Genomic DNA, 23,043 nt, shown 5'->3' with positions numbered 1-23,043 from the left:
GAGCGGTCGGCCCCGTCCTTTCCGAAGGTGTGGTGTCGGCCGTTACTGCTCGACGCCGATGGTGGACAGATCGATGCTTCCGAAGAAGTACCCCACCTGGGCGTTGTGGATCTTCGAGCCCACGACGCTGTTGGTGAAGGTGCGGATGAGCGGCACGAGCGGGTACGACTCCATGGCCTCGTTGTAGAGCTCGGCCCAGCGCGTGTTCAGCTCTTCGGAGGTGCCGTTGGTGTTGCGCAGCTCGTACATGTCACCGGAGAGCTTCTCGTCGTAGAAGCGCGAGATGTTGCTGAAGCCGTACGTCGTTCCGTCCAGGCTCGGGCCGATGTTGGGGTCGACCGTTGTCCGGGTGGAGCCGGAAGCTGCACCGCCACACCAGCCGGCGCGGGCGAGGTCGGGCATCTCGTCGCTGGCGAGCACCGTGTAGTAGTTCGCGGCAGGGATCGGCACGAGCTGCAGGTCGATGCCGAGCTCGGTGAAGTTCTGCTGGAGCACGGTGCCGAGGTTCTTGTACCGGTCGATCGCGTTCGAGTAGCCGTACGTGAGCGAGGCGGGGACATCCTTGCCCTCGAGCAGCTTCTTGGCGGCCTCGAGCTGCGGGGCGCCGTCGATGTCGAGGTCGGTGGTCTCGGCGACGTAGCCGACCTGCGAGTCGTTCAGGTACGAGTTGGTGAGCTTGCCGAAGCGCGCACCGCCGTACTGCACCTGGATAGCCGCACGGTCCATCGCCAGGGCGAGCGCGTGACGCACGTCGGGGTCGGTGATGGTCTCGGTGTTGAAGTTCAGCACATCGGTGCAGCCGAGCAGTCCGGAGGCGGTGCGGTGGGCGACGGACGACTCGGTCAGGCGTGACGTGTCCGATGCCTGGAGGGCGCCGTTCGAGTCGAGTGTGATCGCGGTCGGGTCGGCATCCGAGATCAGCTGTTGGCTGATGGTCGCCTGCGCGGTCGAGAGCGAGAAGGTGAAGGTGTCCGGGAGCGCGGTGCGGTTCTCGTCGGTCGCGGGATCCCAGGAGGGGTTGCGCACGAGCTTCAGCTCCCGGCCGCGGTCGTAGCTCTCGATCATGTACGGGCCCGAGGAGATGGGGTGGTTCGTGTAGTCGAGCTTCGTGTCCTTCGCCTGCGGCACCGGCGCCGTGTTCGAGCGCGACACGAGGGCGGCGAAGTCGGGGTTCGGCTGCTTCAGATGGAAGATCACCGTCGTGTCGTCGGGGGTCTCGACGGCCGTCAGATCGCCGCCGCCCGAGTACGGGCCTTTGTAGTCGTCGGCGTCGAGAGCGGAGTTCAACTCCTGAGGCGCCTGCGTGAAGACGTCGCGCGCGAACGTGCGGGCGATGCCGTACTTCACATCGGCGGCGGTGATGGGCGTGCCGTCCTCGTACTTCAGGCCGTCTTTGAGGGTGTAGGTCCAGGTGAGGCCGTCTTCCGAGGCGGTGCCGGTGTCGGTTGCGAGGTCGCCGACGATCGTGGGCGGCTCTCCGGCCGTCTCCTTCGCCATCGTCAACGTGCGGTAGTAGAGCTGGCCGACGTTCGCGGTCTGCACATAGTTGCTGTTGCCGGGGTCGAGGGTCATGAAGTCGCTCGACATCAGGACGTTGACGTTGCCGCCGGCCTCGTCGAAGCCCGGCTGCACGATGTGCGCGGCATACGGGTCCTTCGAGCCGGTGGGGGCGGATTGCCCGTTCTGTGCGGTGACGCTGGTGCAACCGGTGACGACCAGGGCGATGGCCACGGTCGCAGCGGCGAGCAGGGGACTGCGGTGTCTCATGACGCGTTCTCTTTCGGTGGGGGTCGGGTGTTCGGGGTCGGGAAGGTCAGCTGCGCGAGGCCTTGGGATCGAGCGCGTCGCGCACGGCGTCGCCGAGCAGGTTGAAGGCGAGCACGGTGATGATGAGCGCGGTGCCGGGGACGATGAGGAACCAGGGATCGCTGAGGTACCAGTTGCCCGCCTGCGCGGCGTTGAGCATCTGCCCCCAGGACGGTGTCGGGTCCTTCACGCCCACACCGAGGAAGGACAGCGCGGCTTCGGCGGAGATGTTCGCGGGGATCATCATGGTCGCGTAGACGAGCACCACCCCGAGCACGTTCGGGATCACCTGACGGAAGATGATGGTCCGGTGCGAGGCCCCATAGGACTTCGCCGCCTCGATGTACTCCTGCTCGCGGATGCTGAGCACCTGGCCGCGCACGACTCTGGCCAGGTATGCCCAGCCGAAGAATCCGAGGATCAGCACGAGGGAGGCGATGGGGACGAAGCTGCCCTGGCCCAGGGGCGTGTCGCGCAGCCGGGACTGCAGGATCGGGGTGAGCGAGAGCACCAGGAGCAGGTGCGGGAAAGCGAGGAACAGGTCGATGATGCGGCTGATGACCATGTCGACCTTGCCGCCGAAGTAACCGGCCGCGGCCCCGAGCACGGTTCCGAGGACGACCGAGACCACGGTAGACAGCAGGGCGATCAGCAGCGAGACCTGGGCTCCGTACGCGATGCGCGCGAAGATGTCGCGTCCGAGTCCCGGCTCGACGCCGAGCCAGTGCTCCACCGAGGGATACATGTAGGCGGGGAGCGGCAGGCCGGGGGTGTTGAAGTTGTCGAGGACTTCCGGGCCGGTGTTCGTGGTGAACGGATCCTGCCCCTCGATCGCGACCAGTACCGGGGCGAGCAAAGCGAAGAGCACGATCGCCACGACGACCCCGAAGGAGACGAGGGCGACCGGACTCCGACGGATGCGCAGCCATGCCGTCCCGAGGAGCGAGCGTCCGGTCGCGATCTTCGGCGGCGCGGTGGGCAGCGCTTCCGTCTTCGGGGTCAGCGTCTGTGTGTCCGTCACGATCTTCCTTGATGGTCCGGGGAGCGGGTGCTCAGAATTGTATACCAGCGTGGGCAAGCTTGGGATACCAAATTCGGAGATCATGGCGAGATAGCCGGTTTTCTCGAATGCGATGGGCGTGTGTGTTGAGAAGGTCGGAGACGTGGGATAGTTTTTGGATACCAAATCGCATCTCAGATCATCGGGGCTCTCATGCGCACACTCCTCACGGCCGACCATGTGCTGGCGTTCGACGGCACTTCTCACACGGAACTCCGGCAGGGGGCTGTGGTGGTCGAGGATGGCGTGATCGCCTACGTCGGTCCGGCCGGGGACGCGCCGTCTGGCGTCGACGAGCGCATCGATCTCGGCGAGAGCCTGCTCATGCCCGGACTCATCGATCTGGACGCGCTCACCGACATCGATCACCTGATCCTGGACGCGTGGGGCACCCGGGAGCAGGCCGCCCGACTGCAGTGGTCCGACGAGTACTTCGACCGTCGACGGCATGTCTTCGATGAGGACGAGCGCGCACGGATCCGGGAGATCGCGCTGGTGCAGCTCGCGCTGCACGGCATCACCTCGTTCATGCCGATCGCTTCGGAGGTGCACTCGGTCTGGGCGGAGTCTGCGGCCGATCTCCACCGGATGGCGTACTTCTCGCGGAGGCTCGGCCTGCGCGGATTCCTCGGTCCGTCCTATCGCTCGGGCGTGAACACCGTCACAGCGTCGGGCGAACGCGTCGTGCGGTTCGCTCCGGAGGAGGGTGAGGCCGGATTCGCCGACGCCGTCCGCTTCCACGACGAACTCGCAGCGCTCGACGATCCGCTGTTGACCCCGGTCTTCCTTCCCTGTCGCATCGAGACCCTGACTCCCGAGCTGCTCGCGGCGACGGGAGCGGCGGCGGCCGAGCGTGGTGCGATCGTCCGGCTGCACGCACTGCAGGGGGAGGTCGAACGCGAGCTCATCCTCGATGCCCACGGCTGCACTCCGCTCGATTTGATCGAGAAGTCGGGGCTGCTGAACGATCGCCTCCTCGTGCCGCACGGCGTGTTCCTCGACGTGAACCCGCGGGTGCACGGGGAAGACCGCGGCGACCTCGCCCGATTGGTCGACGCCGGGGTGTCGATCGTGCATTGTCCGCTGACCAATGCGCGTTACGGCTCCGAGCTCGAGACGTTCCAGCGTTATCGCGACGCCGGGGTGAACATCGCCCTCGGTACGGATTCGTTCCCGCCCGACCTCATCCGCGGCATCGACACCGGGGTGTCGGTGGCGAAGGTGCAGAACGGCAGTCTGGCTGCCGGTGACCTCGCGGGTTACGTGGACGCGGTGACACTCGGAGGAGCTCGGGCTCTGCATCGCCCGGACCTTGGCCGGATCGCCGTCGGCGCCCAGGCCGACCTGACGGCGTTCCGGCTGGACGACGTGCGGATGGGCGCCGTCGATGACCCGCTGCGCACGCTCGTGCTGAACGGCACGGCGCGCGATGCGTGCCTGACGATGGTCGCCGGCCGGGTCGTCATGCGGGACGGGAAGATCGACGGGATCGACCTCGACGCGATCCGCGACGACACGCAGATCCTCTTCGCGAGGATGCGGAACGCCTACACTGGGCGCGACCATCGGAGCGGAACGACGGACGAGCTCTTCCCTCCGGTCTTCCCCCGTCATGCCTGATACCCCGAGAGGTTCCGCGATGAGTTCCGACAGCATGATCACCGACGGATCCGCCCTCGCCGAGCGGGTCTACCGCGGTGTGCTGCGCCGGATCATCGTCGGAGAGCTCACGCCGGGATCATGGCTGAAGGAACGGGATCTGTCGGAGCGGTTCGAGGTGTCCCGTGTGCCCGTCCGGCAGGCGCTCCAGCGGCTGGAGACGGACGGGTTCGTCGTCACGACCCGCAACAAGGGGGCGAGTGTCACTCCGGTGACCAGAGCCGACGTCGAGGAGCTGTACGACGCGCGGCTGTGCATCGAACCCTATGCGACACGTCATGCGGCGCACCGTGTCCACTCGGGAGCGGCGAGTGCGGATCGGTTGCGCGAGCTCCTCGAGCGTGCGCTCACGCCGGGTGACACGGCCGAGCTGGGGGAGTCCAATCTCGGGTTCCACCTCGAGATCGTCCGCCTCTCCGGCAATCGCATCCTCGAGCGCAGTCTGCTGCCCATGCTCGGCCGGATGCAGTGGATCTTCGGGATCACGCACGCCACGCGGGAGCAGGAGCACGCGGTGGAGCACCAACAGCTGCTCGACGCCATCGTCGCCGGGCGCGGCGAGGTGGCGGCTGCGCAGGCCTACGCGCACATCGATCAGGGGCGCGAACCCATCATCGAAGCCCTCGCGCAGGCGCTTGACTGGTGACGACGGGTTGACCCCGCTCCTGCTTTCCGATAGGAAAGTAGGAGCTTTCCGTGTGGAAAGTGAAGGAGGTCCATCGTGGAGCAGAAGCCCATTCCCGGTCAGGACGCGCTCGTCCCGCCGGATGCCGATCTCGCGCAGCAGTATCTGGCTGCAGCTGATGCGGTGGCGGGGCGCCGCGACCGGGCGATCGACCGACGTGCGCTCGCCTGGCTCCAGATCCTCAATGCAGTGGTCACCGCGGCGTACCTCGTCGCGTTCGCGCTCGTCCTCCGGAACGACGATGTGATCGCCTCGCAGATGATCCTGTTCACCTTCCTGGTGTGGGGGCAGCTCGCGAGCGGCATGGCTCAGCGCAACGGGATGCAGTGGCGCATGACTCGTTCGCGGTGGCCGGTCATTTTGGGCGGAGGGGTGCTGCTGGCCGCTGCCGTCGTGATGTTCGGGTTCGTGTCACTGGACACCACGCTCCCCGTCGGCTGGGTGCTCCTGCCTGCCGGCATGGTTCTGCTCGGCATCGGCGGCTACGGGGTGGCGCAGCTCATCCGCGCGTCAGGTGATCCGCATCGTCCGCGGCCTGCCTGGACCCCGCTGCCCGTCGCCGTACGGTGGGGAACGGTCCTGGTCGGTGCCGCTCTCGGCGTGCTCACCATGCTGGCGGGGGCTCCCGACGACGTGCTCCGGAGCGTGATCACGCTGCTGGTGATGATGATGCTCCTCGCGTGGATCGTAGCCTTCAACACTCCGCTGGGGCTTCCCTCCGTCGGAGCCGCCTGGCGTTGGCCGCATGTCGCCACCTTCTTCGTCGCGGCGTGCATCCCCGTCGGCCTCGCGCTCGGGGAAGAGTCTCTCGGCGACCGAGGGGTGGCGGGACTTCTCGGGGGTGTCGTCGTGATCCTGCTCTTCGCCCTCGTCTCCTTCGTCCCCGGGCGGGAGAGCCGTGGCTGAGTCGGCCTCCCGGCCTCACCCGCGCACCCAGCTGGACGACAACTTCGCCTCGCCCATCCGGTTCTCCTTGATGGCGGCGCTGGGTGACGGGATGGAGCTCGACTTCCCGACGCTTCGGGAAGTCCTCCAGTGCGGTGACTCGCCGCTGAGCAAGGCCATCACGCATCTGCAGGCCGCTGACTACGTGTTCGCGCGCAAGGCGAACGTCGGTGGTCGCTCGCGCACCTGGGTCCGTTCGACGGCGACGGGTCGCGATGCCTTCGCTGCACACCTCCAGGCCCTGCGTGAGATCGTCGCTCTCGGCGGTGGGCAGGCGCTGTGAGTGTTCGCTCAGGCGGGGGCCTCCACGAGGTCGGCGTGGTGGATCGCCGCGACGTCGGGGTGGGCGCGCAGGCGTGACTTGAGGGCGTTCTCGCCGTAGAGCGCGTGGATCGGGTTGCTCGGGTCCTTCGTGACACCCTTCGCCTCGGCCGCCAGCTCCGGCGGAAGCTCGATCAGCGGGAGGCGCTTGTCGAGGGCGGGGTTGAAGAAGAACGGGATCGAGATCCGGTCGTTCGGGGCCTTCGGCGACACGACCCGGTGGTTCGTCGCCTTGAGGTAGCCGCCGGTGGCGTACTCGAGCAGCTCGCCGATGTTCACGACGAAGGCGCCGGGCACCGGGGGAGCGTCGACCCAGGCGCCGTCGCGCTCGACCTGCAGGCCGCCCTTGCCCGGTTCGACCCAGAGGAGCGTGAGGACGCCCGAGTCCTTGTGCGCGCCGACGCCCTGCTGCGGCTCGGGCTCGTGTGTTCCCGGGTAGCGGACGATCTTGATCAGTGTCGAGGGCTCACCGAAGTGATCGTCGAAGTAGGTCTCGTCGGCTCCGAGCGTCTGCGCCCATTCCCGCAGCAACCGCCGGGCGACGTCGGACAGCGTCGCATGCCATTCGGCGACGACCTCCTGCAGCTCCGGCTGCGCCGCTGGCCACAGGTTGGGTCCGACGAGGCGGTTGAACGCCGGTCCGCCCTCGACGGGTTCGCGCTCGGGGCCGATATCGATCTGCTCGCGCCAGTCGACCTGTCCCTGTGTGCGTTCCCCGCCGATGCGGGTGTACCCGCGGAAGTGCGGGCTGTTGACGTTCTCGATGGCGAGTTTGTCCGCCTCCGGGAGCGCGAAGAAGTCGAGGGCCGCGCGGTGCAGCCGTGCTTCCAGCTCGGGGGAGATGCCCGTGCCCGTGAGATAGAAGAAGCCGACGTCGTGCGTCGCCGCCCTGAGGTCGTCGCGGAATCGCGCGGCGGCCTCCGGGCCTTCATCGAGCTGGGACAGGTCGAGGATCGGGAGCGAGAGTTCAGGCATGGACCGAGGGTATGTCGCCTTTCCGAGAGGGAGGGCGACTGTTGCGCCGCGTTACCGCCGGGTCGTCGTCTGCCGGCGGCAACGGTGTTCCGGCATGATGTCACCGCGGTGCTAGAGTCTCGTAGGTAAGGGCTGCCTTACCTCAGTCGTCGCAACAGAAATCGTCTCCGTGCTCGCCACTTTTCTCATCGGCCTCCGTGAAGGTCTGGAAGCTGCGCTCGTCGTCGGCATCCTCGTCGCCTACCTCCGCCGTCTCGGCCGGAAGGACGCCCTGCCGAAGATGTGGGTCGGCGTCGGCCTCGCGATCGTCCTGGCCCTGGGCATCGGTGCCGTGCTCACCTTCGGCGCCTATGAGCTCACGTTCAAGGCGCAGGAGCTGATCGGCGGAGGGCTCTCGCTGCTCGCCGTCGCCATGGTCACGTGGATGATCTTCTGGATGCAGCGTGCCGGACGCACCATGAAGGCGACGCTCGAGGGCGGACTCGATCGCGCGCTCACCACCGGCGGGCTCTGGGCTCTCGTCGCGATCGGATTCGTCTCCGTCGCGCGGGAGGGTATCGAGACGACTCTGCTGCTGTGGTCGATGGTGCAGGCTTTCGGCGATGCGCCCTCCGCTCTGCTCGGTGCTCTGCTCGGCCTCGCCGCCGCCGTCATCATCGGCTGGCTCATCTCCCGCGGAGCCGTGAAGCTCGATCTCCGCCGCTTCTTCGCATGGACCGGCGGCTTCCTCGTCATCGTCGCGGCTGGTGTGCTCGCGTATGCCCTGATGGATCTCCAGGAGGCGGGCGCCCTGCCGGGCCCGTTCACGGCCGCGGCCCCGCTCGACCCGTCGACCGGGGCGGTCGCGATCGGGTGGATGGCTTTCCCGTTCGGCTGGGCCTTCGATGTGTCGTCGGCCATCGCTCCGAGCGGTCCGCTGGCGGCGGTGCTGCAGGCCACGGTCGGCTTCATGCCCGCGATGACCTGGCTGCAGGTCTCCGCCTGGACTCTCTACATCCTCATCGTCGGGTCGCTGTACGTCCGCGGTCTCCGCTCGCGCCGTGCTCCGAAGCCCCGCGCTTCGACCGAACCCGAATCCGACACGACCTCTCTCTCACCACAAGGAGCAGCATGACCACCTCTCACCGTGTCCTGGGGACACTCGCCGCCGCGGGCGCTGCGGTTCTCGTCCTGAGTGGCTGCGTCGCCAAGAGCGATGTCGCCGCCGATGCCGCGTTCGACGTCTCGTCGACCGAGGGGGACTGCGCGGTCTCGGAGGCCACGGCGAAGAGCGGAACGCTGACGTTCGACGTGAAGAACGACACGGATCAGGTCTCGGAGTTCTATCTGCTGGCCGAGGACGGTCTGCGCATCGTCGGCGAGGTCGAGAACATCGCGCCCGCCGCGTCGCGCACCCTCACGGTCGTCGCACAGCCGGGGGACTACTTCACGCTCTGCAAGCCCGGCATGCTCGGCGACGGCGTCGGCAAGGCGGCCTTCACCGTCACAGGCGACCGCGTCGCCGTCGACGGCCCCGATGCCGAGCAGAAGCAGAAGGCCGTCGACCTCTACGCCGCGTTCGTCAAGGACCAGGTCGGCCAGCTCGTCCCGGCCGTCGAGGAGTTCGTCGCGGCCTACGAATCGGGTGACGACGAGACCGCTCGCGAGCAGTTCCCGCTGACCCGCGCGTTCTACGAGCGCATCGAGCCGGTCGCCGAGGCGCTCGGGGATCTCGACCCGCGCATCGACTACCGCGAGGTCGACGCCGTGGCCGAGGGGCTGGACTGGACGGGCTTCCACCGCATCGAGAAGGACCTGTGGGTGCCGGCGGAGGACGCGCTGAACGCCGACGGCGAGACCCCGGCCCGGCAGGACTGGGCTCCGTCGACACCGGCAGAGCGGGCCGACTTCGGCGACCTGCTGCTCGCCGACGTGCAGGAGCTCTACGACTACGTGCACTCCGACGACTTCACGACGGCTCTCGACGATCAGGGCATCGGAGGCATCTCGAACGGCTCGATCGCGCTGCTCGACGAGGTCGCCACCGGCAAGATCTCGGGCGAGGAGGACTGGTGGTCGGGCACCGACCTCTACGACTTCGCTGCGAACGTCGAGGGCTCGAAGATGGCGTTCTCGCTCGTGCAGGACTTCGCCGCAGCTCAGGGTGACGACGGTGAGGCCCTCGTCGACGAGATCGAAGGCGGCTACGCCGCACTCGAGGAGTCTCTCGCCGCCCACGGCTCGCTGACCGACGGGTTCGTCGCCTATGCGGAGCTGACCGAAGACGACAAGCGCGAGTTCACCGACCTGATCAACGCACTGGCCGAGCCGCTCTCGCAGCTCACCAGTACCGTCCTCGACTGATCAGCGTCGAGCGGAATCGAACGGATACCATCACGGACGTGAACGAACCAGACGCGGGGGCCTCGCCCGACACCTCATCGACGGGTGATGCCCCGGCTCCGGGCGGACTGAGCAGACGCGGACTCCTCGGCCTCGCCATCGGCGGTGGCGTGGCAGGGCTTGCGGTCGGCGCCGGCGCGGGCCTCGCCGGAGGGGTGGCGCTGGGCCGTGCCCGCGCGGCGGAGGACGCGCATTCCGCGTACGAGTTCTTCGGTATGCACCAGGCCGGCATCACCACGCCGGTGCAGGATCATCTGCACTTCGCGAGCTTCGACATGATGCCGCGCAGTGACCGCGATGACCTCATCTCCCTGTTGCAGGACTGGTCCTACGCCGCATCCCGCATGTCGCAGGGACTGGAGGTCAGCGCGAGTGGAGCGGTCGGCGGGCCGGGCGAGGCGCCGCCGGACGACACCGGCGAGGCCTTGGGGCTCCCGGCGGCCGGCCTCACGATCACCTTCGGGTTCGGGCCCGGCCTCTTCGAGAACGAAGACGGCGACCGCTACGGGATCGCCGCGCAGCGCCCGGCCGGGCTCGAACGGCTCCCGGCGTTCCTCGGCGATGATCTCGACCCGCAGGCGTCCCACGGAGATCTCTGCATCCAGGCGTGCGCCGACGACCCGCAGGTCGCGGTGCATGCGATCCGCAACCTCAGCCGCATCGCCTTCGGGCGTGCCCGCCTGCGCTGGTCGCAGCTGGGATTCGGCAAGACCTCGCGCACGACCGCCGCCCAGGCGACGCCCCGGAACCTCTTCGGCTTCAAAGACGGCACGGCGAACATCCTCGCCGACGACACCGAGGCGCTCACGGACCACGTCTGGGTGTCCGAGAAGGATGAGCCCGGTTGGCTCGCCGGTGGCTCCTACCTCGTCGCACGCAAGATCGCGATGCTGATCGAGACGTGGGACCGGGTGCGGCTCTCGGAGCAGGATGCGATCGTCGGACGGGATAAAGGGGAGGGCGCGCCCCTTTCGGGAGGGGACGAGTTCACCGCGCCCGACTTCCGTGGCAAGGCCATCGACGCCAACAGCCACGTGAGCCTGGCGCATCCCGAGCAGAACGACGGTGTGCGGATCCTGCGGCGCGGCTACAACTACGTCGACGGCAACAACGCGCTCGGACGCCTCGACGCCGGACTCTTCTTCCTGTCGTACCAGCGCGACCCCGCACAGTTCATCGCACTGCAGCGGCGGCTGTCGACCGATCTGATGAACGAGTACATCCGCCATGTCGGCTCCGGGATCTGGGCCGTGCCGCGCGGCGCGACCCCCGGGTCCTACGTGGGTGCGCAGCTGTTCGCCTGAGTGAGTTCAGGCTCCGCGTCGGGCGGTCTCGAGGATGTCGACCACCGTGGCGGCCATCTCGTCCGCACCGAAGTGATCGGCAGCGGTGATGGTCACGACCGCGTCGTCGAGGAAGATGAGCAGCTGGCCGTGCGCGCCGTGCAGCCGCCACCCGCGCCCGGGGCCGCCCCAGCCGGCGAGGGCGTAGCGGTCGTAGCCGGGGTTCGGGCCGGCGACGACGCCGTTCTCGTGCATCGCGTCGATCCATCCCGACGACACCAGCTGCGTGCCCTGCCACCATCCGCGGTCGCGGATCAGCAGGCCGATCCGTGCCATCTCACTCGTTCGCAGCGGAAGCCCGCCGCCCGCTTGGATGCGCCCGTTCGGGCTGCGCGTCCACACCACATCATCGATGCCGAGCGGGCGGAACAGCCGGGCATCGAGGTAGTCGCCCACATCGCCGACTCGGGCGGAGAGGGCCGTCATGGCGGTGTAGGTGCTGGCGTTCGAGTACTGGAATCTGCGTCCGCGTGATGGCCGACGCAGGAACTCACGGGCCAGGTCCGGCCAGTCCGTCATGAGCGTCTCGGACCAGGGCAGGTCGATGCCGCTCGACATCGTGAGCAGGTGTCGCAGGGTGACCTCGTCGACGCCCTCGCCGCGCTCGAAGTCGGGCACGTAGACGGTCACGGGCACATCGAAGGAGATCGCGCCCTCATCGGCGGCGATCGCGGCCGCGAGCACGCACACGCCCTTGGCGACCGAATGCACATCCTCGAGCACATCGGGCGTCCAGCGGTGTTCCGCCTCGCCGGCTCCGATGCGCACGTGAAGCCCGTGCGCGCCGAAGCCGGACGTGGACACCGCCTCGACGATGCGGTCGCGGACGATTCGTGCGGCGGTCATCGCGGATCGGTCCGGGGTCGTCGGGACCCGGTCGGATCGTTTCGACGTCCTTCGCGTGACGTGAGGGCCGGGTCGGTGAAGAGCCAGCGCGGACGCGGCTCGACCAGGGGTCGGAACACCCGACGCACGGGTTTAGTGGCCAGGAGCAGCGCGACGACCACGGAGAGCGCCGTCACCAGCGGCAACCAGATCCATGTGGGCTCGAGGTCGCGCAGCACGCCGGTCTCGCGGAACGGGTAGAGCACGAAGGAGTGAAGCAGGTACACGTACATCGTGTATTGACCGAATGTGGTCCACCAGTACGAGCCGCGGGGGATCAGGGCGAAGAAGCCGGCGCACAGGAGCACGGCCAACAGCATCAGGGCGATACGGATCGCACCGGCCCACCACTGCTCGCCGACCAGGTCGGAGTACGAGTCCTCGTAGAACAGCCAGTGGCGCAGATCCACGGCCTGCCAGAGCGGCAGCCAGTTCCACGCCGCCCAGCCCACTCCCGCGAAGAGCGCCACTGCGGCGGCCCGGATCCACCAGGGGCGGAAGTCGAGCAGCCGGAACCGATCGACGATGTCGTGCTCGCGCAGCCACCAGCCGAGTGCGAAGAACGGCAGGAGGCCGAGAGTGCGAGACAGCGAGAACGTGCTGTCGACATTCGGGAGGTAGCCGGAGCCGATCGAGATCACGACCGTCCACAGGAGCGGCCAGCGCAGCAGAGCGAGATAGGGCAGCACCAGTCGGAATATGCCGAGCGCGAGCAGGAACCACAGCGTCCAGCTCGGTTTCGTGAAGTTCGGTGTCGCTTCGCCTTCGACGAGCCACTTGGTGAGCGTCCACAGTGTCTCGAAGATCACGTAGGGGAGGATGATGTCCGTGATCACCCGCGCCATCTGTGTCTTGGTGGGAGTGCCCGACTTGGAGAAGTAGCCGGAGATGATCGCGAACGCCGGCATGTGGAACGCGTACAGCGCCAGGTAGAAGGCGAAGGCGATGTCCGAGTCGTAGATGAGCCGCTGGATCGCATGCCCGAGCACGACGAGGACGATGCAGATGTACCGCGCGTTGTCCCAGAACGGCACGCGCCGTCGCTTTCGCGGGAGAGATCCTGTGGTGGGCCCTGAGATGTCCGCCCCGGTACTGCTCATCTTTCGAGGCTACAGCCCGGGAATAAAGTTGCTGTGAGCGCGTTGACACAGATACATTCAAATGAATAGAAACGGATGCGAGTCATCCGGTTCGGAGAACACGGAGCAATCATGAGCGAGCAGTCAGGCGCGCAGGCGATGCAGTTCGGCATCATGTCGGTCAGCGACATCACCCGCGATCCCACCACGGGCATCACCCCCAGCGAGCAGGAGCGCATCAAGGCGACCACGGCGATCGCCGTGCACGCCGAAGAGGTCGGACTCGACGTCTTCGCGATCGGTGAGCACCACAACCCGCCGTTCTGGTCCTCCAGCCCCAGCACCTTCCTCGCGGCACTGGCCGCGCAGACCGAGCGCCTCATCGTGTCGACCTCGACGACGCTCATCACCACGAACGACCCGGTGCGCATCGCCGAGGAGTACGCGATGCTGCAGCACGTCTCCGACGGGCGCATGGACCTCATGCTCGGTCGCGGCAACACCGGACCGGTGTATCCCTGGTTCGGGCAGGACATCCGCCAGGGTCTCCCGCTCGCGATCGAGAACTACGCGCTGCTGCACAAGCTGTGGCGTGAAGACGTCGTCGACTGGGAGGGCAAGTTCCGCACCCCGCTGCAGGGCTTCACCTCGACACCGCGGCCGCTCGACGGCATCGCGCCGTTCGTGTGGCACGGGTCCATCCGCACCCCGGAGATCGCGGAGCAGGCCGCCTACTACGGCGACGGGTTCTTCGCGAACAACATCTTCTGGCCCAAGGAGCACTACCAGCGCCTCATCGAGCTGTACCGTCAGCGCTTCGAGCACTACGGTCACGGCACCAGGGAGCAGGCGATCGTCGGCCTCGGCGGTCAGGTGTTCATGGCGGCCAAGTCGCAGGACGCGGTGAACCAGTTCCGCCCGTACTTCGACAACGCGCCGGTGTACGGTCACGGTCCGAGCATGGAGGACTTCACCGAGATGACGCCGCTGACGGTCGGTTCGCCGCAGCAGGTCATCGACCGGTATGCGTCGATGCGCGAGTACTACGGCGACTACCAGCGCCAGCTCTTCCTGATCGACCACGCGGGGCTCCCGCTGAAGACGGTGCTGGAACAGCTCGACATCCTCGGTTCCGAGGTCGTGCCGGTGCTGCGCAAGGAACTCGCGAAGGACCGCCCGTCCGCCGTCCCGGACGCACCGACCCACGCCGCACGCGTGGCCGCGGAGTTCGGTGACGGTCCGACGCGCCAGGCTCGCCCCGGCGCGAATCGCGGTGACAACCTCACCGGCGACTCGCCGTACCAGGACAGCCCGGCGCCCGCCGGCGCAGCGTTCGGGCTCGGCCGGAAGGAGGCGTGACATGACCACGCGTCGTATCGCCGTCGTCGCGGCGGGGCTCTCGAACCCGTCGTCCACCCGGATGCTCGCCGATCGACTGGCCGCCGAGACCGTGAAGGCCCTCGCGGAGCGCGACATCGAGGCCACCGTCGACGTGATCGAGCTGCGCGACTATGCGCACGACATCACGAACAACATGCTCACGGGGTTCGCACCGCAGGCGCTCGAGACCGCGATCAACACGGTGGTCTCCGCCGACGCGCTCATCGCCGTCACACCGATCTTCTCCACGAGCTACTCGGGACTGTTCAAGTCGTTCATCGATGTGCTGGATCCCGACGCGCTCACCGGGAAGCCGGTCCTGATCGGCGCGAACGCGGGAACCGCGCGGCACTCGCTGGCGATCGACTACGCGATCCGGCCGCTGTTCGCCTACCTGCACGCCGAGACCGTCTCGACGGGCGTGTTCGCGGCATCGAGCGACTGGGGAGACTCGGGTGACGACGTCGCCCCGCTCGCGAAGCGCGTGGAGAAGGGCGCACGGGAGCTCGCCGACACGATCGCGCGGAAGGAAGCGACCACGGTCGCAGACCCGTACGACCCGGCGACGTACCTGGGCGAAGGGCGCTCCTTCGGGCACATGCTCGGAGGCCTCGCGGGGGAGTGAGTGGCGCATGACGCCATCGACGATGTCCGAGGGGTATCGTACGGTGGCGTCATGCCCACACACCCCGCGATCGTCGCGCTCCAGGAACGATTCTCCGGCACCCTCCTCCTTCCCGATGACTCGGGTTACGACGCGGCTCGACAGCCGTGGAATCTCGCGATCGAGCAGCGGCCGGTCGCGGTCGCGACGCCCGCCGATGTCGACGACCTCCGCGCGCTGCTGAACACGGCGCGGGAGTCGGGTGTGCGGCTCGCGATCCAGCCGAGTGGCCACGGAGCCTCGGGTTCTCTGTCCGGTGCCGTGCTGGTGAGGATGAGCGCGTTCGACGATCTGGAGATCGATCTCGACAGCGGCGTCGCGAGGGTGGGCAGCGGCGTGCGCTGGGGCGCGGTCGTCGAGGCGCTCGAAGGCACCGGATGGGTCGCGCCGGCCGGCACCAGCCCCGTCGTGAGCGTCGCCGGGTACACACTGGGCGGTGGACACTCGTGGTTCAGCCGCACGGCGGGCCTCGGCTCCGACAATCTGCGCGCGGCGTGGGTGTTGCGCACAGACGGCACGCACGAGCGCGTGGACGACGATGCCGACGCCGACCTCCTGTGGGCGCTGCGGGGGGCCGGCGGCCTCGTGGGCATCGTGACCGCACTCGAGATCGAACTCGTGCGGGCACCCGCCGTCTGGGGGTCGAACCTCACCTTCGACGTCGCCGATGCGCCGACGGTCGTCCGAGCGGTCCGCGACCTGGCGTCCTCGGCTCCATCGACGCTCAACGTGTTCCTGAACTCGATGCGGATGCCGGATGCGCCGCAGCTCCCCGAGCAGATCCGCGGGCGCAGCTTCCTCACGGTCCAGGCGCTGTCGACCGACGGGCCGCAGGAAGAGCTGATCGACGCGGTGCGCCGGGCCGGAGAGGTGCGCAGGGATATCACCGGCCCGACCTCGCCGGCGGCACTGGCCGCCGCATCGAACGAGCCGACGGATCCGACGCCCGGCCGCGGATCATCGATGGCGCTGAGCGCCCTCGACGACGCGACCATCGACGCGCTCCTCGAGTTCCGCGAACTGCCCGAGCAGTGGCCGATCATGGGCATCGACATCCGCATGCTCGGTGGCGCCCTGGATACACCGCGACGACCGGGCTTCGCCTCTCTGGAGTCCGTGGGCTGGCTGCTGCACGCTCTCGTGCCAGTGATCCCCGGAGTGCCCGCCGAGCCGGGAGAGGCGAGTCTCGTGGCCTTCCGAGAGCTGCTGGCCCCGAACGAGGCCTCTCAGACCGTGGCGACCTTCCTCGAGCCGGAGCAGACCCTCGAGCGCTGCGGATCTGCCGACGAGATCGCCCGTCTCCGGGAACTGCGCGCGCGGTTCGATCCCGACGCTCTGCTGCACGAGGGGCGGCTGCCCCGCTGACGGTCAGACCTCGGGGCCGGTTCGCCGCTTCCAGCCGTACTCGGTCTCCGGTCGTCCGCGGTTCCCGTAACGTGCGGCCCGCGTGAGCACACCTTCGACGACCAGGTGTTCCAGATAGCGTCGCACGGCGACCCGGGACATGCCGAGCCGTTCGGCCGCCTCGCTTGCCGACAACGGCCCGTCGGTGCGCAGTTGTGCGGTGACTCTGTCCAGCGAGGCCGCCGAGAGCCCCTTGGGAAGCGTGATCGTCCCGGTGGCGCGGCCGAGCAGTGCGTCGATCTCTGCCTGGGTGGCTTCGCCATCGGTGGTCCGCGCCTGCTCCCGATGCGCACGATACTGTTCCATCCGCTCGCGGAACACCGCGAAGGGGAAGGGCTTGACGAGATACTGGAAGACGCCGAGCGCCGCCATCTGCCGTACGGATTCGGCGTCCCGCACACCGGTGATCGCGATCACATCCACCGCAGCGGAGCGAGCGCGAAGGGCCCGGAGCACATCGATGCCGGAGCCGTCCGGCATCGTGATGTCGAGCAGGACGAGGTCGAACGCGCCGGGATGCTCGATCAGGGCGGTCAGAGCGGCCCGGGCTCCCGTGCACTCGCCGGCGACGACGAACCCGTCGAGGCGGGCCACGTAGTCGCGGTGCAACTCGAGCGTCAGAGCGTCGTCGTCGACGATGAGTGCGCGGATCACGGCGTCGACCGCCGAGGTGCCGCTGCCGGGACGATGACCCGGAACGTGGTCGGTGCGTCGCTCACCGTCACCGAGCCGCCGGCACCGGTCACGACGGAACGGACGAGCGCCAGACCGATACCGCGGCCGTTCCCGTCGGCGGGTTTCGTGGAGTAACCCTGGTCGAAGATCCGCTCGCGCACGGCAGGAGGGATCCCGGGACCGCTGTCCGAGACCTCCAGCACGATCCCTGCGCCATCGTCGGGGCGGAGTGAGACCTGCACCCAGCGGTCGTCCGACTCGGCGGCGGCGTCCATGGCGTTGTCCACGAGGTTGCCCAGCACCGAGACGGCATCGACAGGAGACAACGGCGTGCGGGGCGTATCGGGCTCGATGTGCACCCGCCAGTCGATGCCGCGCTCCTTGGCCTGCGAGGCCTTGCCGAGGAGGAGCGCGCCGACGGCGGGATCCCCGTGGCGTCGCGCGGTCACCTGGTCCACGAGCGACTGGCTCTGTCGTGACGTCTCCGTGAGTATCTCGATCGCCTCATCGCGGCGTCCGAGCTCGAGCAGCGCGACCGCGGCGTGCATACGGTTCCCGTGCTCGTGCGTCTGCGCGCGCAGAGCCTCGCCCAGGGTGCGGATCGACTCGTACGACGACACCGCGTCGCGGAGTTGACCGGGTGGGAGGTCACCGGTGATGCGGCGGGTCACACGCCGCGCGATGATCGCGCCACCGACGCCGAGTGCGATGAGGGCGACCGTGATACCGAGCGTGAGAGGCAGGCGGCGGATCAGGGTGTCGGTGATGGATTCGGTTGTCACCCCGGCCGCGACCCAGCCGATCAGGTCTCCGTCCGGTGTGATGACCGGCGAGATCGTCCGTATGGAGGGACCGAGGGTTCCGGTGAACTCCTCCGTCAGTGTCTGGGGTGTCGCGGGGATCGTGCCCAGGTAGATCCCGCCGATCTGGTCGGTATCGGGGTGGGTGATCCGCGTGCCGCCCGGGGTCATGACGGTGATGAAGTCGAGCCCGGCACCGGCGATCACCCCCAGGGAGTAGGGCTCGAGCACGCGGGTGGCCGCGTCATGATCGCTCGAGCGCAGGCCGTCGACGACGAGAGGGGAGGAGGCGAACGAGGCCGCGATGGCCGCCGTCACCCGCTCCGCTTCGGTGCGGATCGATCGCTGCGCCTCGGCGACGAGGAAGACCGCCACGAGGGCGCCGATCACGACCGCCGCGACGAGCAGCACGGCGAAGACGCGCGAAGCGGTGCTGCGGCCGCGGGAGGTGTGCGCCATCGCCTGCTCCGATCGTCGATGGTCAGGTGCCGTGACCAATACGACCACAACTCGTGTTGCGGCGGGAGGTGGATGACCGTGGGAACCGATCGGCGGCGCAGAAGCCGCCATTCGGACGAAGACGTCGACGATCGAGGAGGAAGCCATGGCGCTCACAACGGGATTCGCACTGCCGAAGTTCAACTGGCGACGAGGGAAGCACGCGTGGGACCGGCACACCTGGCTGTATATGTCCGTGCTGATCGCGGTCGTACTCGGCGCGATGGTCGGGCTCATCTGGCCGGAGGTGGGTCGAGGGTTCGAAGCGCTGGGCACGGGCTTCGTCGCCCTGATCAAGATGATGATCGCCCCGATCATCTTCTGCACGATCGTCGTGGGCGTCGGATCCATCGCCAAGGCGGCGACGGTCGGCAAGATCGGCGGGCTCGCTCTCCTCTACTTCATGGTGATGTCGACGTTCGCGCTGGCGATCGGCCTCGTCGTCGGGAACATCATCCACCCGGGCGCGGGGCTCGACATGGCGTCTTCGACGTATGACGCGGTCGAAGCGGAGGCCAAGACGACGCAGGAGTTCATCCTCGGCATCATCCCGACCACGTTCTTCTCGGCCTTCACGGGGGAGAGCGTGCTGCAGGTGCTGTTCATCGCACTGCTCGTCGGTTTCGCGCTGCAGGGACTCGGCGAGCGCGGCGCCCCCATCATGGAGGCGGTCAAGCAGTTGCAGAAGCTCGTCTTCCGCATCCTCGGGATGATCCTCTGGCTCGCACCGATCGGGGCGTTCGGAGCCATCGCCGCGGTGGTGGGCAAGACCGGTGTGGCGGCGATCTGGAGTCTCGGGACGCTGATGGTCGCGTTCTACATCACCTGCATCCTGTTCATCGTGGTGATCCTCGGTGTGATGCTGTGGGCGGTGACACGGGTGAACATCTTCGCCCTCATGAAGTACCTCGCACGGGAGTACCTGCTGATCGTCGGCACGTCTTCTTCGGAGTCCGCCCTCCCTCGCCTGATCGCGAAGATGGAGTTCGTCGGCGTGTCCAAGCCGGTCGTCGGCATCACGGTGCCGACCGGGTACTCGTTCAACCTCGACGGAACGGCCATCTACCTGACGATGGCGTCGCTGTTCATCGCCACGGGGATGGGGCAGCCGATGTCGATCGGCGAACAGATCGGGCTGCTGGTGTTCATGATCATCGCCAGCAAGGGGGCGGCCGGAGTGACCGGTGCGGGACTGGCGACACTCGCCGGGGGGCTGCAGGCGTATCGCCCCGACCTCGTCGACGGGGTGGGCGTGATCGTCGGCATCGACCGCTTCATGTCAGAAGGACGGGCTCTGACGAACTTCACCGGGAATGCCGTCGCGACTCTGCTGATCGGCACCTGGACCAAGCAGATCGACCGTGACCGCGTGCGGCGGGTGCTGAGCGGTGACCTCCCCTTCGACGAGTCCCTGCTCGACGGCGTCGACGCGCACGGTCATGAGAAGGCCTCACAAGGCGCGGACGTGCAGGAGCTGCGGGAGGCGGCCATGACGGAGATGGCGGCGAAGGAGGAGCGGGCCAGGGCGCGCGCGGAACGCGGCTGACGAGAGGGGTGAGGGATGCGGGAGTCCGGGTGAACGGGCTCCCGCATCCGCGCGGTCAACCGCTCTTGCGTCGGAACTCGCGCCGGGTCTGCGGGGCGTTCGCACTGTGCACGGCGGAGTCGCCATCCAGGTGCGCCTCGCCCTGCCGGTGGTGCGCGTTCTTCTTCTCGAGCGCTTCCTTGAACTTGCGCTTCATCTCCTCAGAGGAGGAGGCGCCTTCTTCGGTGCTCATGCCCCGAGCCTAGAGCACCGGCTGCGGCGGGTCACCCTCTCGTGCCGCGCAGGACGCGATCGAGCAGCACTCCCAGACCCAGCGCGATGACGATAGAGACCGGGACGGCGATCAGCGGGCCGCCCGGCAGGATGGCGGCGACGGCGGCGCCCACGGCCGCCTGGTACAGCGCCCAACCGGACCCGGCCAGTGCGACGAGGGCGAGGTACCGAGGTGGATGGATGCGCGACGCCCCCGCCACGAGGTTGATCGCGAGTCGGGCGAAGGGCACGAAGCGGGCGGTGAAGAGGACGGTGGCTGTGCCCGCGTCCAGCCGGTGCCGTGCCCAACCCAGTGCCTGCTGCACACGAGGCGCCCTCATCCACCGCCACCGATCGAGGCCGACGGTCCGGCCGATCAGGTAGCAGCACGCGTCTCCGACGGTCGCGGCTGCCGCGGCGCAGACGACGACCGACCAGAGCGGCGGGGTCCCCGTGGTCGCCGCCAGCGCTCCGAGTGCGGTCACCGCGATCTCACCCGGCACGACGACGAAGAAGGCGTCCCCGAGCACGAGCAGACCCATCAGCGCCAGGCTCCAAGGCCCGGTGAGGGATTCGGTGAGCAGATCCGTCGACACGTCGTCCACTGTGCCCGCAGACGGTGAACGGCAACCAAAGAGCGCATAGCCGGTGACCCGCCGTCCAGCATCCGGTGAACATCCGGTGCCGCAAGCCGTTTGTGGCGACTGCAGCGTCGGAGCACGGTCATCCTGAGGCTGTGAGAGTAGCGATCGTCACGGAGTCCTTCCTTCCGCACATGAACGGCGTCACCGGGTCAGTGCTGCAGATCCTGAGACACCTCGAGCACCGCGGGCACGATGCCCACGTGATCGCCCCCGCCGCGGTCGGGATCCCCGGGGCGGTGCACGGAGTGTCGATCGAGGCTATTCCGAGCCTCGCGCTTCCGGGCTATCACAACGTCAGGGTCGGCACGTCTGGCGTCCCGCGCATCGCCGCGTCCCTGCGCCGCTTCCAGCCGGATGTCGTGCACCTCGCCTCGCCGTTCGCGCTCGGTTGGCGTGGGGTGATCTCCGCTGAGCGGATCGGGGTCGCCAGCGTCGCCGCCTACCAGACCGACGTCGCGGCCTATACGGAGCGCTACGGGGTCGCCGCGGCGACCGGCATCGCCCAGACGCACATCGCGCGGCTGCACCGACGAGCGACGATGACACTCGCTCCCTCCGCGGATGCAGCCCAGCAGCTCGCCGCACTCGGAGTGGATCGCGTGCGCCACTGGGGAAGGGGCGTCGACGCGGAACGCTTCCAGCCGGTGCGTCGGGACCCTGCGCTGCGTGCCGAGTGGAATGCCGAGGTCGTGATCGGATACGTCGGCCGCCTCGCCCCGGAGAAGCAGGTCGAGGACCTCGTCGTGCTCCGCGACCTCCCGGGGGCGCGCCTGGTGATCGTCGGAGACGGCCCCAGCAGAGCACGGTTGGAGGGGCTGCTCCCGGATGCCGTGTTCCTCGGCCACCTCGACGGGTCTGCGCTCGCCGCGGCCATGGCGTCGTTCGACGTCTTCGTGCACCCCGGGGAGAGCGAGACGTTCGGGCAGACCCTGCAGGAGGCGCACGCCAGCGGGGTCCCGGTGATCGCGACCGGGCGCGGCGGGCCCCTCGACCTCGTTCGCATGGGCGTCGACGGATGGCTGTACCGCCCCGGCAACCTCGATGACCTGCGGATGCGAGTGGCCGATCTGGCAGGCGACGCGCGAAAGCGGCGGGCGTTCGGAGAAGCCGGTCGTGATGCAGTGCAGAGTCGCAGCTGGGCGAGCGTGTGCGATCAACTGCTCGGCCACTTCGAGGAGGCGCGGCTGCTGCAGCGGGTGGATGCGGCTTCGCGCGCTCGCCGCGTCACCCGGCCGGATTCCCCGCCGCCGGTCACCGCGCATCGCTGGCGCCGCTTCGTCGCGCTGGGGGATTCGCTCACCGAGGGACTCTGCGATCCCGCCCCGGATGGCGCCCTGCGCGGTTGGGCCGATCGGCTCGCATTGCTGCTCGCCGCGCGGGGAGGGCTCCACTATGCGAACCTCGCGATCAGGTCGAAGCGCGTGCGCGATGTGTGCGGTCGACAGCTGGAGCGTGCGCTCGAGCTGCATCCTGACCTCATCTCGATCCTCATCGGAGCGAACGATCTCGTGAAGCATCGTGTCGACGTCGCAGCGCTCGCCGCGGAGGTGGAGCACGCCGTCGTGCGGCTGCGGGCGATCGGTGCGGATGTGCTGCTGGTCACGCCGTTCCTGCCGGGACGTCGGGCGGCGGCGATCTATACACGGCGCTTCGCCGCGTTCGCGACGGCGTTGGCGGGGGTCGCCGCGCGCACGGGAGCGATCCTGATCGACACGGATCTGCATCCTGCACTGGCCGAGCGGCCGAACTGGGGTGAGGACCTGGTGCATCTGAGCAGTCGTGGCCATCGTCTCCTCGCGTATCGAGCGGCCGAGATGCTGGGGGTGCCCGATGCGGATGCCCTGGGCATCCTGGACGCTGCCCTGCACGAGCACGAGCCGATCGGCGCGGGCGTGTGGTGGCGCCGACACGCCTTGCCCTGGGTCTGGCGCCGCCTGCACGGACGCGCGGCGGGCGACGGTCGCGCGGCGAAGCATGACGACTACGTGTATCTCGGGCGCTCATCCGCGGCGCGGTGGGCGAACGTCGGCTGACTCGCGT

Annotated in this window: 21 protein-coding genes; 12 read left to right on the top strand and 9 right to left on the bottom strand. The window is 68.3% G+C overall.

What is annotated here, in order from left to right; all coding sequences use genetic code 11:
- Positions 1-42: 42 nt before the first annotated feature.
- Positions 43-1,767 (bottom strand): ABC transporter substrate-binding protein, encoded by a 1,725-nt coding sequence (locus tag HCX50_RS04645; RefSeq protein WP_167633174.1) that lies wholly within the window; start codon positions 1,765-1,767, stop codon positions 43-45.
- A gap of 46 nt (positions 1,768-1,813) precedes the next feature.
- The gene (locus tag HCX50_RS04640) at positions 1,814-2,827 is read right to left on the bottom strand and encodes an ABC transporter permease (RefSeq protein WP_244175991.1); all 1,014 of its coding nucleotides are present in this window, start codon (positions 2,825-2,827) and stop codon (positions 1,814-1,816) included.
- A gap of 192 nt (positions 2,828-3,019) precedes the next feature.
- Between HCX50_RS04640 and HCX50_RS04635 the strand changes: the two genes are divergently transcribed.
- The 4 genes from HCX50_RS04635 to HCX50_RS04620 all read left to right on the top strand — a co-directional run bounded on the left by HCX50_RS04635 (position 3,020) and on the right by HCX50_RS04620 (position 6,438).
- On the top strand, positions 3,020-4,486 hold the full coding sequence (locus HCX50_RS04635; protein ID WP_091033568.1) for a chlorohydrolase family protein: 1,467 nt from the start codon (positions 3,020-3,022) through the stop codon (positions 4,484-4,486).
- 19 nt (positions 4,487-4,505) lie between these two features.
- Positions 4,506-5,171, top strand: coding sequence for a GntR family transcriptional regulator (locus HCX50_RS04630; RefSeq protein WP_167381605.1), 666 nt, complete (start codon positions 4,506-4,508; stop codon positions 5,169-5,171).
- 75 nt (positions 5,172-5,246) lie between these two features.
- Positions 5,247-6,116: a hypothetical protein gene (locus HCX50_RS04625; protein ID WP_167633173.1), complete on the top strand. Its 870-nt coding sequence runs from the start codon at positions 5,247-5,249 to the stop codon at positions 6,114-6,116.
- Positions 6,109-6,438, top strand: a complete 330-nt coding sequence (locus HCX50_RS04620) for a transcriptional regulator (RefSeq protein WP_091033559.1) — start codon at positions 6,109-6,111, stop codon at positions 6,436-6,438. The genes HCX50_RS04625 and HCX50_RS04620 overlap by 8 nt, the downstream gene beginning before the upstream one ends.
- Positions 6,439-6,446: 8 nt before the next feature.
- Here the strand turns inward: HCX50_RS04620 and HCX50_RS04615 are convergent, their stop codons facing one another.
- Positions 6,447-7,451 carry an isopenicillin N synthase family dioxygenase gene (locus tag HCX50_RS04615; protein WP_091033556.1) on the bottom strand — a complete coding sequence of 335 codons (1,005 nt, stop codon included), beginning with the start codon at positions 7,449-7,451 and terminating at the stop codon, positions 6,447-6,449.
- Positions 7,452-7,620: 169 nt separating this feature from the next.
- Here HCX50_RS04615 and efeU point away from each other — a divergent pair, with 169 nt between their 5' ends.
- Genes efeU through efeB form a run of 3 tightly spaced genes read left to right on the top strand, consistent with a single transcriptional unit; the run spans position 7,621 to position 11,137 of the window.
- Positions 7,621-8,565, top strand: a complete 945-nt coding sequence (gene efeU / locus HCX50_RS04610) for an iron uptake transporter permease EfeU (RefSeq protein WP_091033554.1) — start codon at positions 7,621-7,623, stop codon at positions 8,563-8,565.
- Positions 8,562-9,794, top strand: coding sequence for an iron uptake system protein EfeO (efeO, locus tag HCX50_RS04605; RefSeq protein ID WP_091033551.1), 1,233 nt, complete (start codon positions 8,562-8,564; stop codon positions 9,792-9,794). The genes efeU and efeO overlap by 4 nt, the downstream gene beginning before the upstream one ends.
- Before the next feature lie 38 nt (positions 9,795-9,832).
- A complete protein-coding gene (gene efeB, locus HCX50_RS04600) occupies positions 9,833-11,137 on the top strand; it encodes an iron uptake transporter deferrochelatase/peroxidase subunit (protein ID WP_167633172.1) in 1,305 nt (434 codons plus the stop codon).
- Between the two features lie 6 nt (positions 11,138-11,143).
- Here the strand turns inward: efeB and HCX50_RS04595 are convergent, their stop codons facing one another.
- Both HCX50_RS04595 and HCX50_RS04590 read right to left on the bottom strand, forming a co-directional pair.
- Positions 11,144-12,022, bottom strand: a complete 879-nt coding sequence (locus HCX50_RS04595) for a serine hydrolase domain-containing protein (protein ID WP_167633171.1) — start codon at positions 12,020-12,022, stop codon at positions 11,144-11,146.
- Entirely contained in the window at positions 12,019-13,161 is a 1,143-nt protein-coding gene (locus tag HCX50_RS04590) for an acyltransferase family protein (protein WP_091033544.1), read from the bottom strand. The genes HCX50_RS04595 and HCX50_RS04590 overlap by 4 nt, the downstream gene beginning before the upstream one ends.
- Before the next feature lie 111 nt (positions 13,162-13,272).
- Between HCX50_RS04590 and HCX50_RS04585 the strand changes: the two genes are divergently transcribed.
- From HCX50_RS04585 to HCX50_RS04575, 3 genes are read left to right on the top strand one after another with little or no spacing between them, the layout of a single operon-like run.
- A complete protein-coding gene (locus HCX50_RS04585; RefSeq protein WP_091034484.1) occupies positions 13,273-14,499 on the top strand; it encodes an LLM class flavin-dependent oxidoreductase in 1,227 nt (408 codons plus the stop codon).
- 1 nt (position 14,500) lies between these two features.
- Positions 14,501-15,145: an FMN reductase gene (locus tag HCX50_RS04580; protein ID WP_091033542.1), complete on the top strand. Its 645-nt coding sequence runs from the start codon at positions 14,501-14,503 to the stop codon at positions 15,143-15,145.
- 51 nt (positions 15,146-15,196) lie between these two features.
- Positions 15,197-16,549 (top strand): FAD-binding oxidoreductase, encoded by a 1,353-nt coding sequence (locus HCX50_RS04575; RefSeq protein WP_140403338.1) that lies wholly within the window; start codon positions 15,197-15,199, stop codon positions 16,547-16,549.
- A gap of 3 nt (positions 16,550-16,552) precedes the next feature.
- Here the strand turns inward: HCX50_RS04575 and HCX50_RS04570 are convergent, their stop codons facing one another.
- On the bottom strand, positions 16,553-17,242 hold the full coding sequence (locus HCX50_RS04570; RefSeq protein ID WP_091033537.1) for a response regulator: 690 nt from the start codon (positions 17,240-17,242) through the stop codon (positions 16,553-16,555).
- Positions 17,239-18,522, bottom strand: coding sequence for a sensor histidine kinase (locus HCX50_RS04565; protein ID WP_167633170.1), 1,284 nt, complete (start codon positions 18,520-18,522; stop codon positions 17,239-17,241). The genes HCX50_RS04570 and HCX50_RS04565 overlap by 4 nt, the downstream gene beginning before the upstream one ends.
- A gap of 145 nt (positions 18,523-18,667) precedes the next feature.
- Between HCX50_RS04565 and HCX50_RS04560 the strand changes: the two genes are divergently transcribed.
- The gene (locus HCX50_RS04560; RefSeq protein WP_091033532.1) at positions 18,668-20,107 is read left to right on the top strand and encodes a cation:dicarboxylate symporter family transporter; all 1,440 of its coding nucleotides are present in this window, start codon (positions 18,668-18,670) and stop codon (positions 20,105-20,107) included.
- Positions 20,108-20,162: 55 nt separating this feature from the next.
- Here HCX50_RS04560 and HCX50_RS04555 read toward each other — a convergent pair whose 3' ends face one another.
- A complete protein-coding gene (locus HCX50_RS04555; protein ID WP_017830923.1) occupies positions 20,163-20,339 on the bottom strand; it encodes a DUF5302 domain-containing protein in 177 nt (58 codons plus the stop codon).
- A 31-nt stretch (positions 20,340-20,370) separates the two neighbouring features.
- Complete coding sequence (locus HCX50_RS04550; protein ID WP_167381604.1) at positions 20,371-20,955, bottom strand: DedA family protein; 585 nt, start codon at positions 20,953-20,955, stop codon at positions 20,371-20,373.
- Between the two features lie 140 nt (positions 20,956-21,095).
- Here HCX50_RS04550 and HCX50_RS04545 point away from each other — a divergent pair, with 140 nt between their 5' ends.
- Positions 21,096-23,036, top strand: a complete 1,941-nt coding sequence (locus HCX50_RS04545) for a GDSL-type esterase/lipase family protein (RefSeq protein ID WP_167633169.1) — start codon at positions 21,096-21,098, stop codon at positions 23,034-23,036.
- The last annotated feature ends 7 nt before the right edge of the window (positions 23,037-23,043 follow it).

Source organism: Microbacterium sp. B19(2022), from assembly GCF_012030385.1.
In the GTDB taxonomy this organism is placed as follows: domain Bacteria; phylum Actinomycetota; class Actinomycetes; order Actinomycetales; family Microbacteriaceae; genus Microbacterium; species Microbacterium oxydans_B.
The sequence above is the reverse complement of the archived record's forward strand: the minus strand, read 5'-3'. Positions and strand labels throughout refer to the sequence as shown.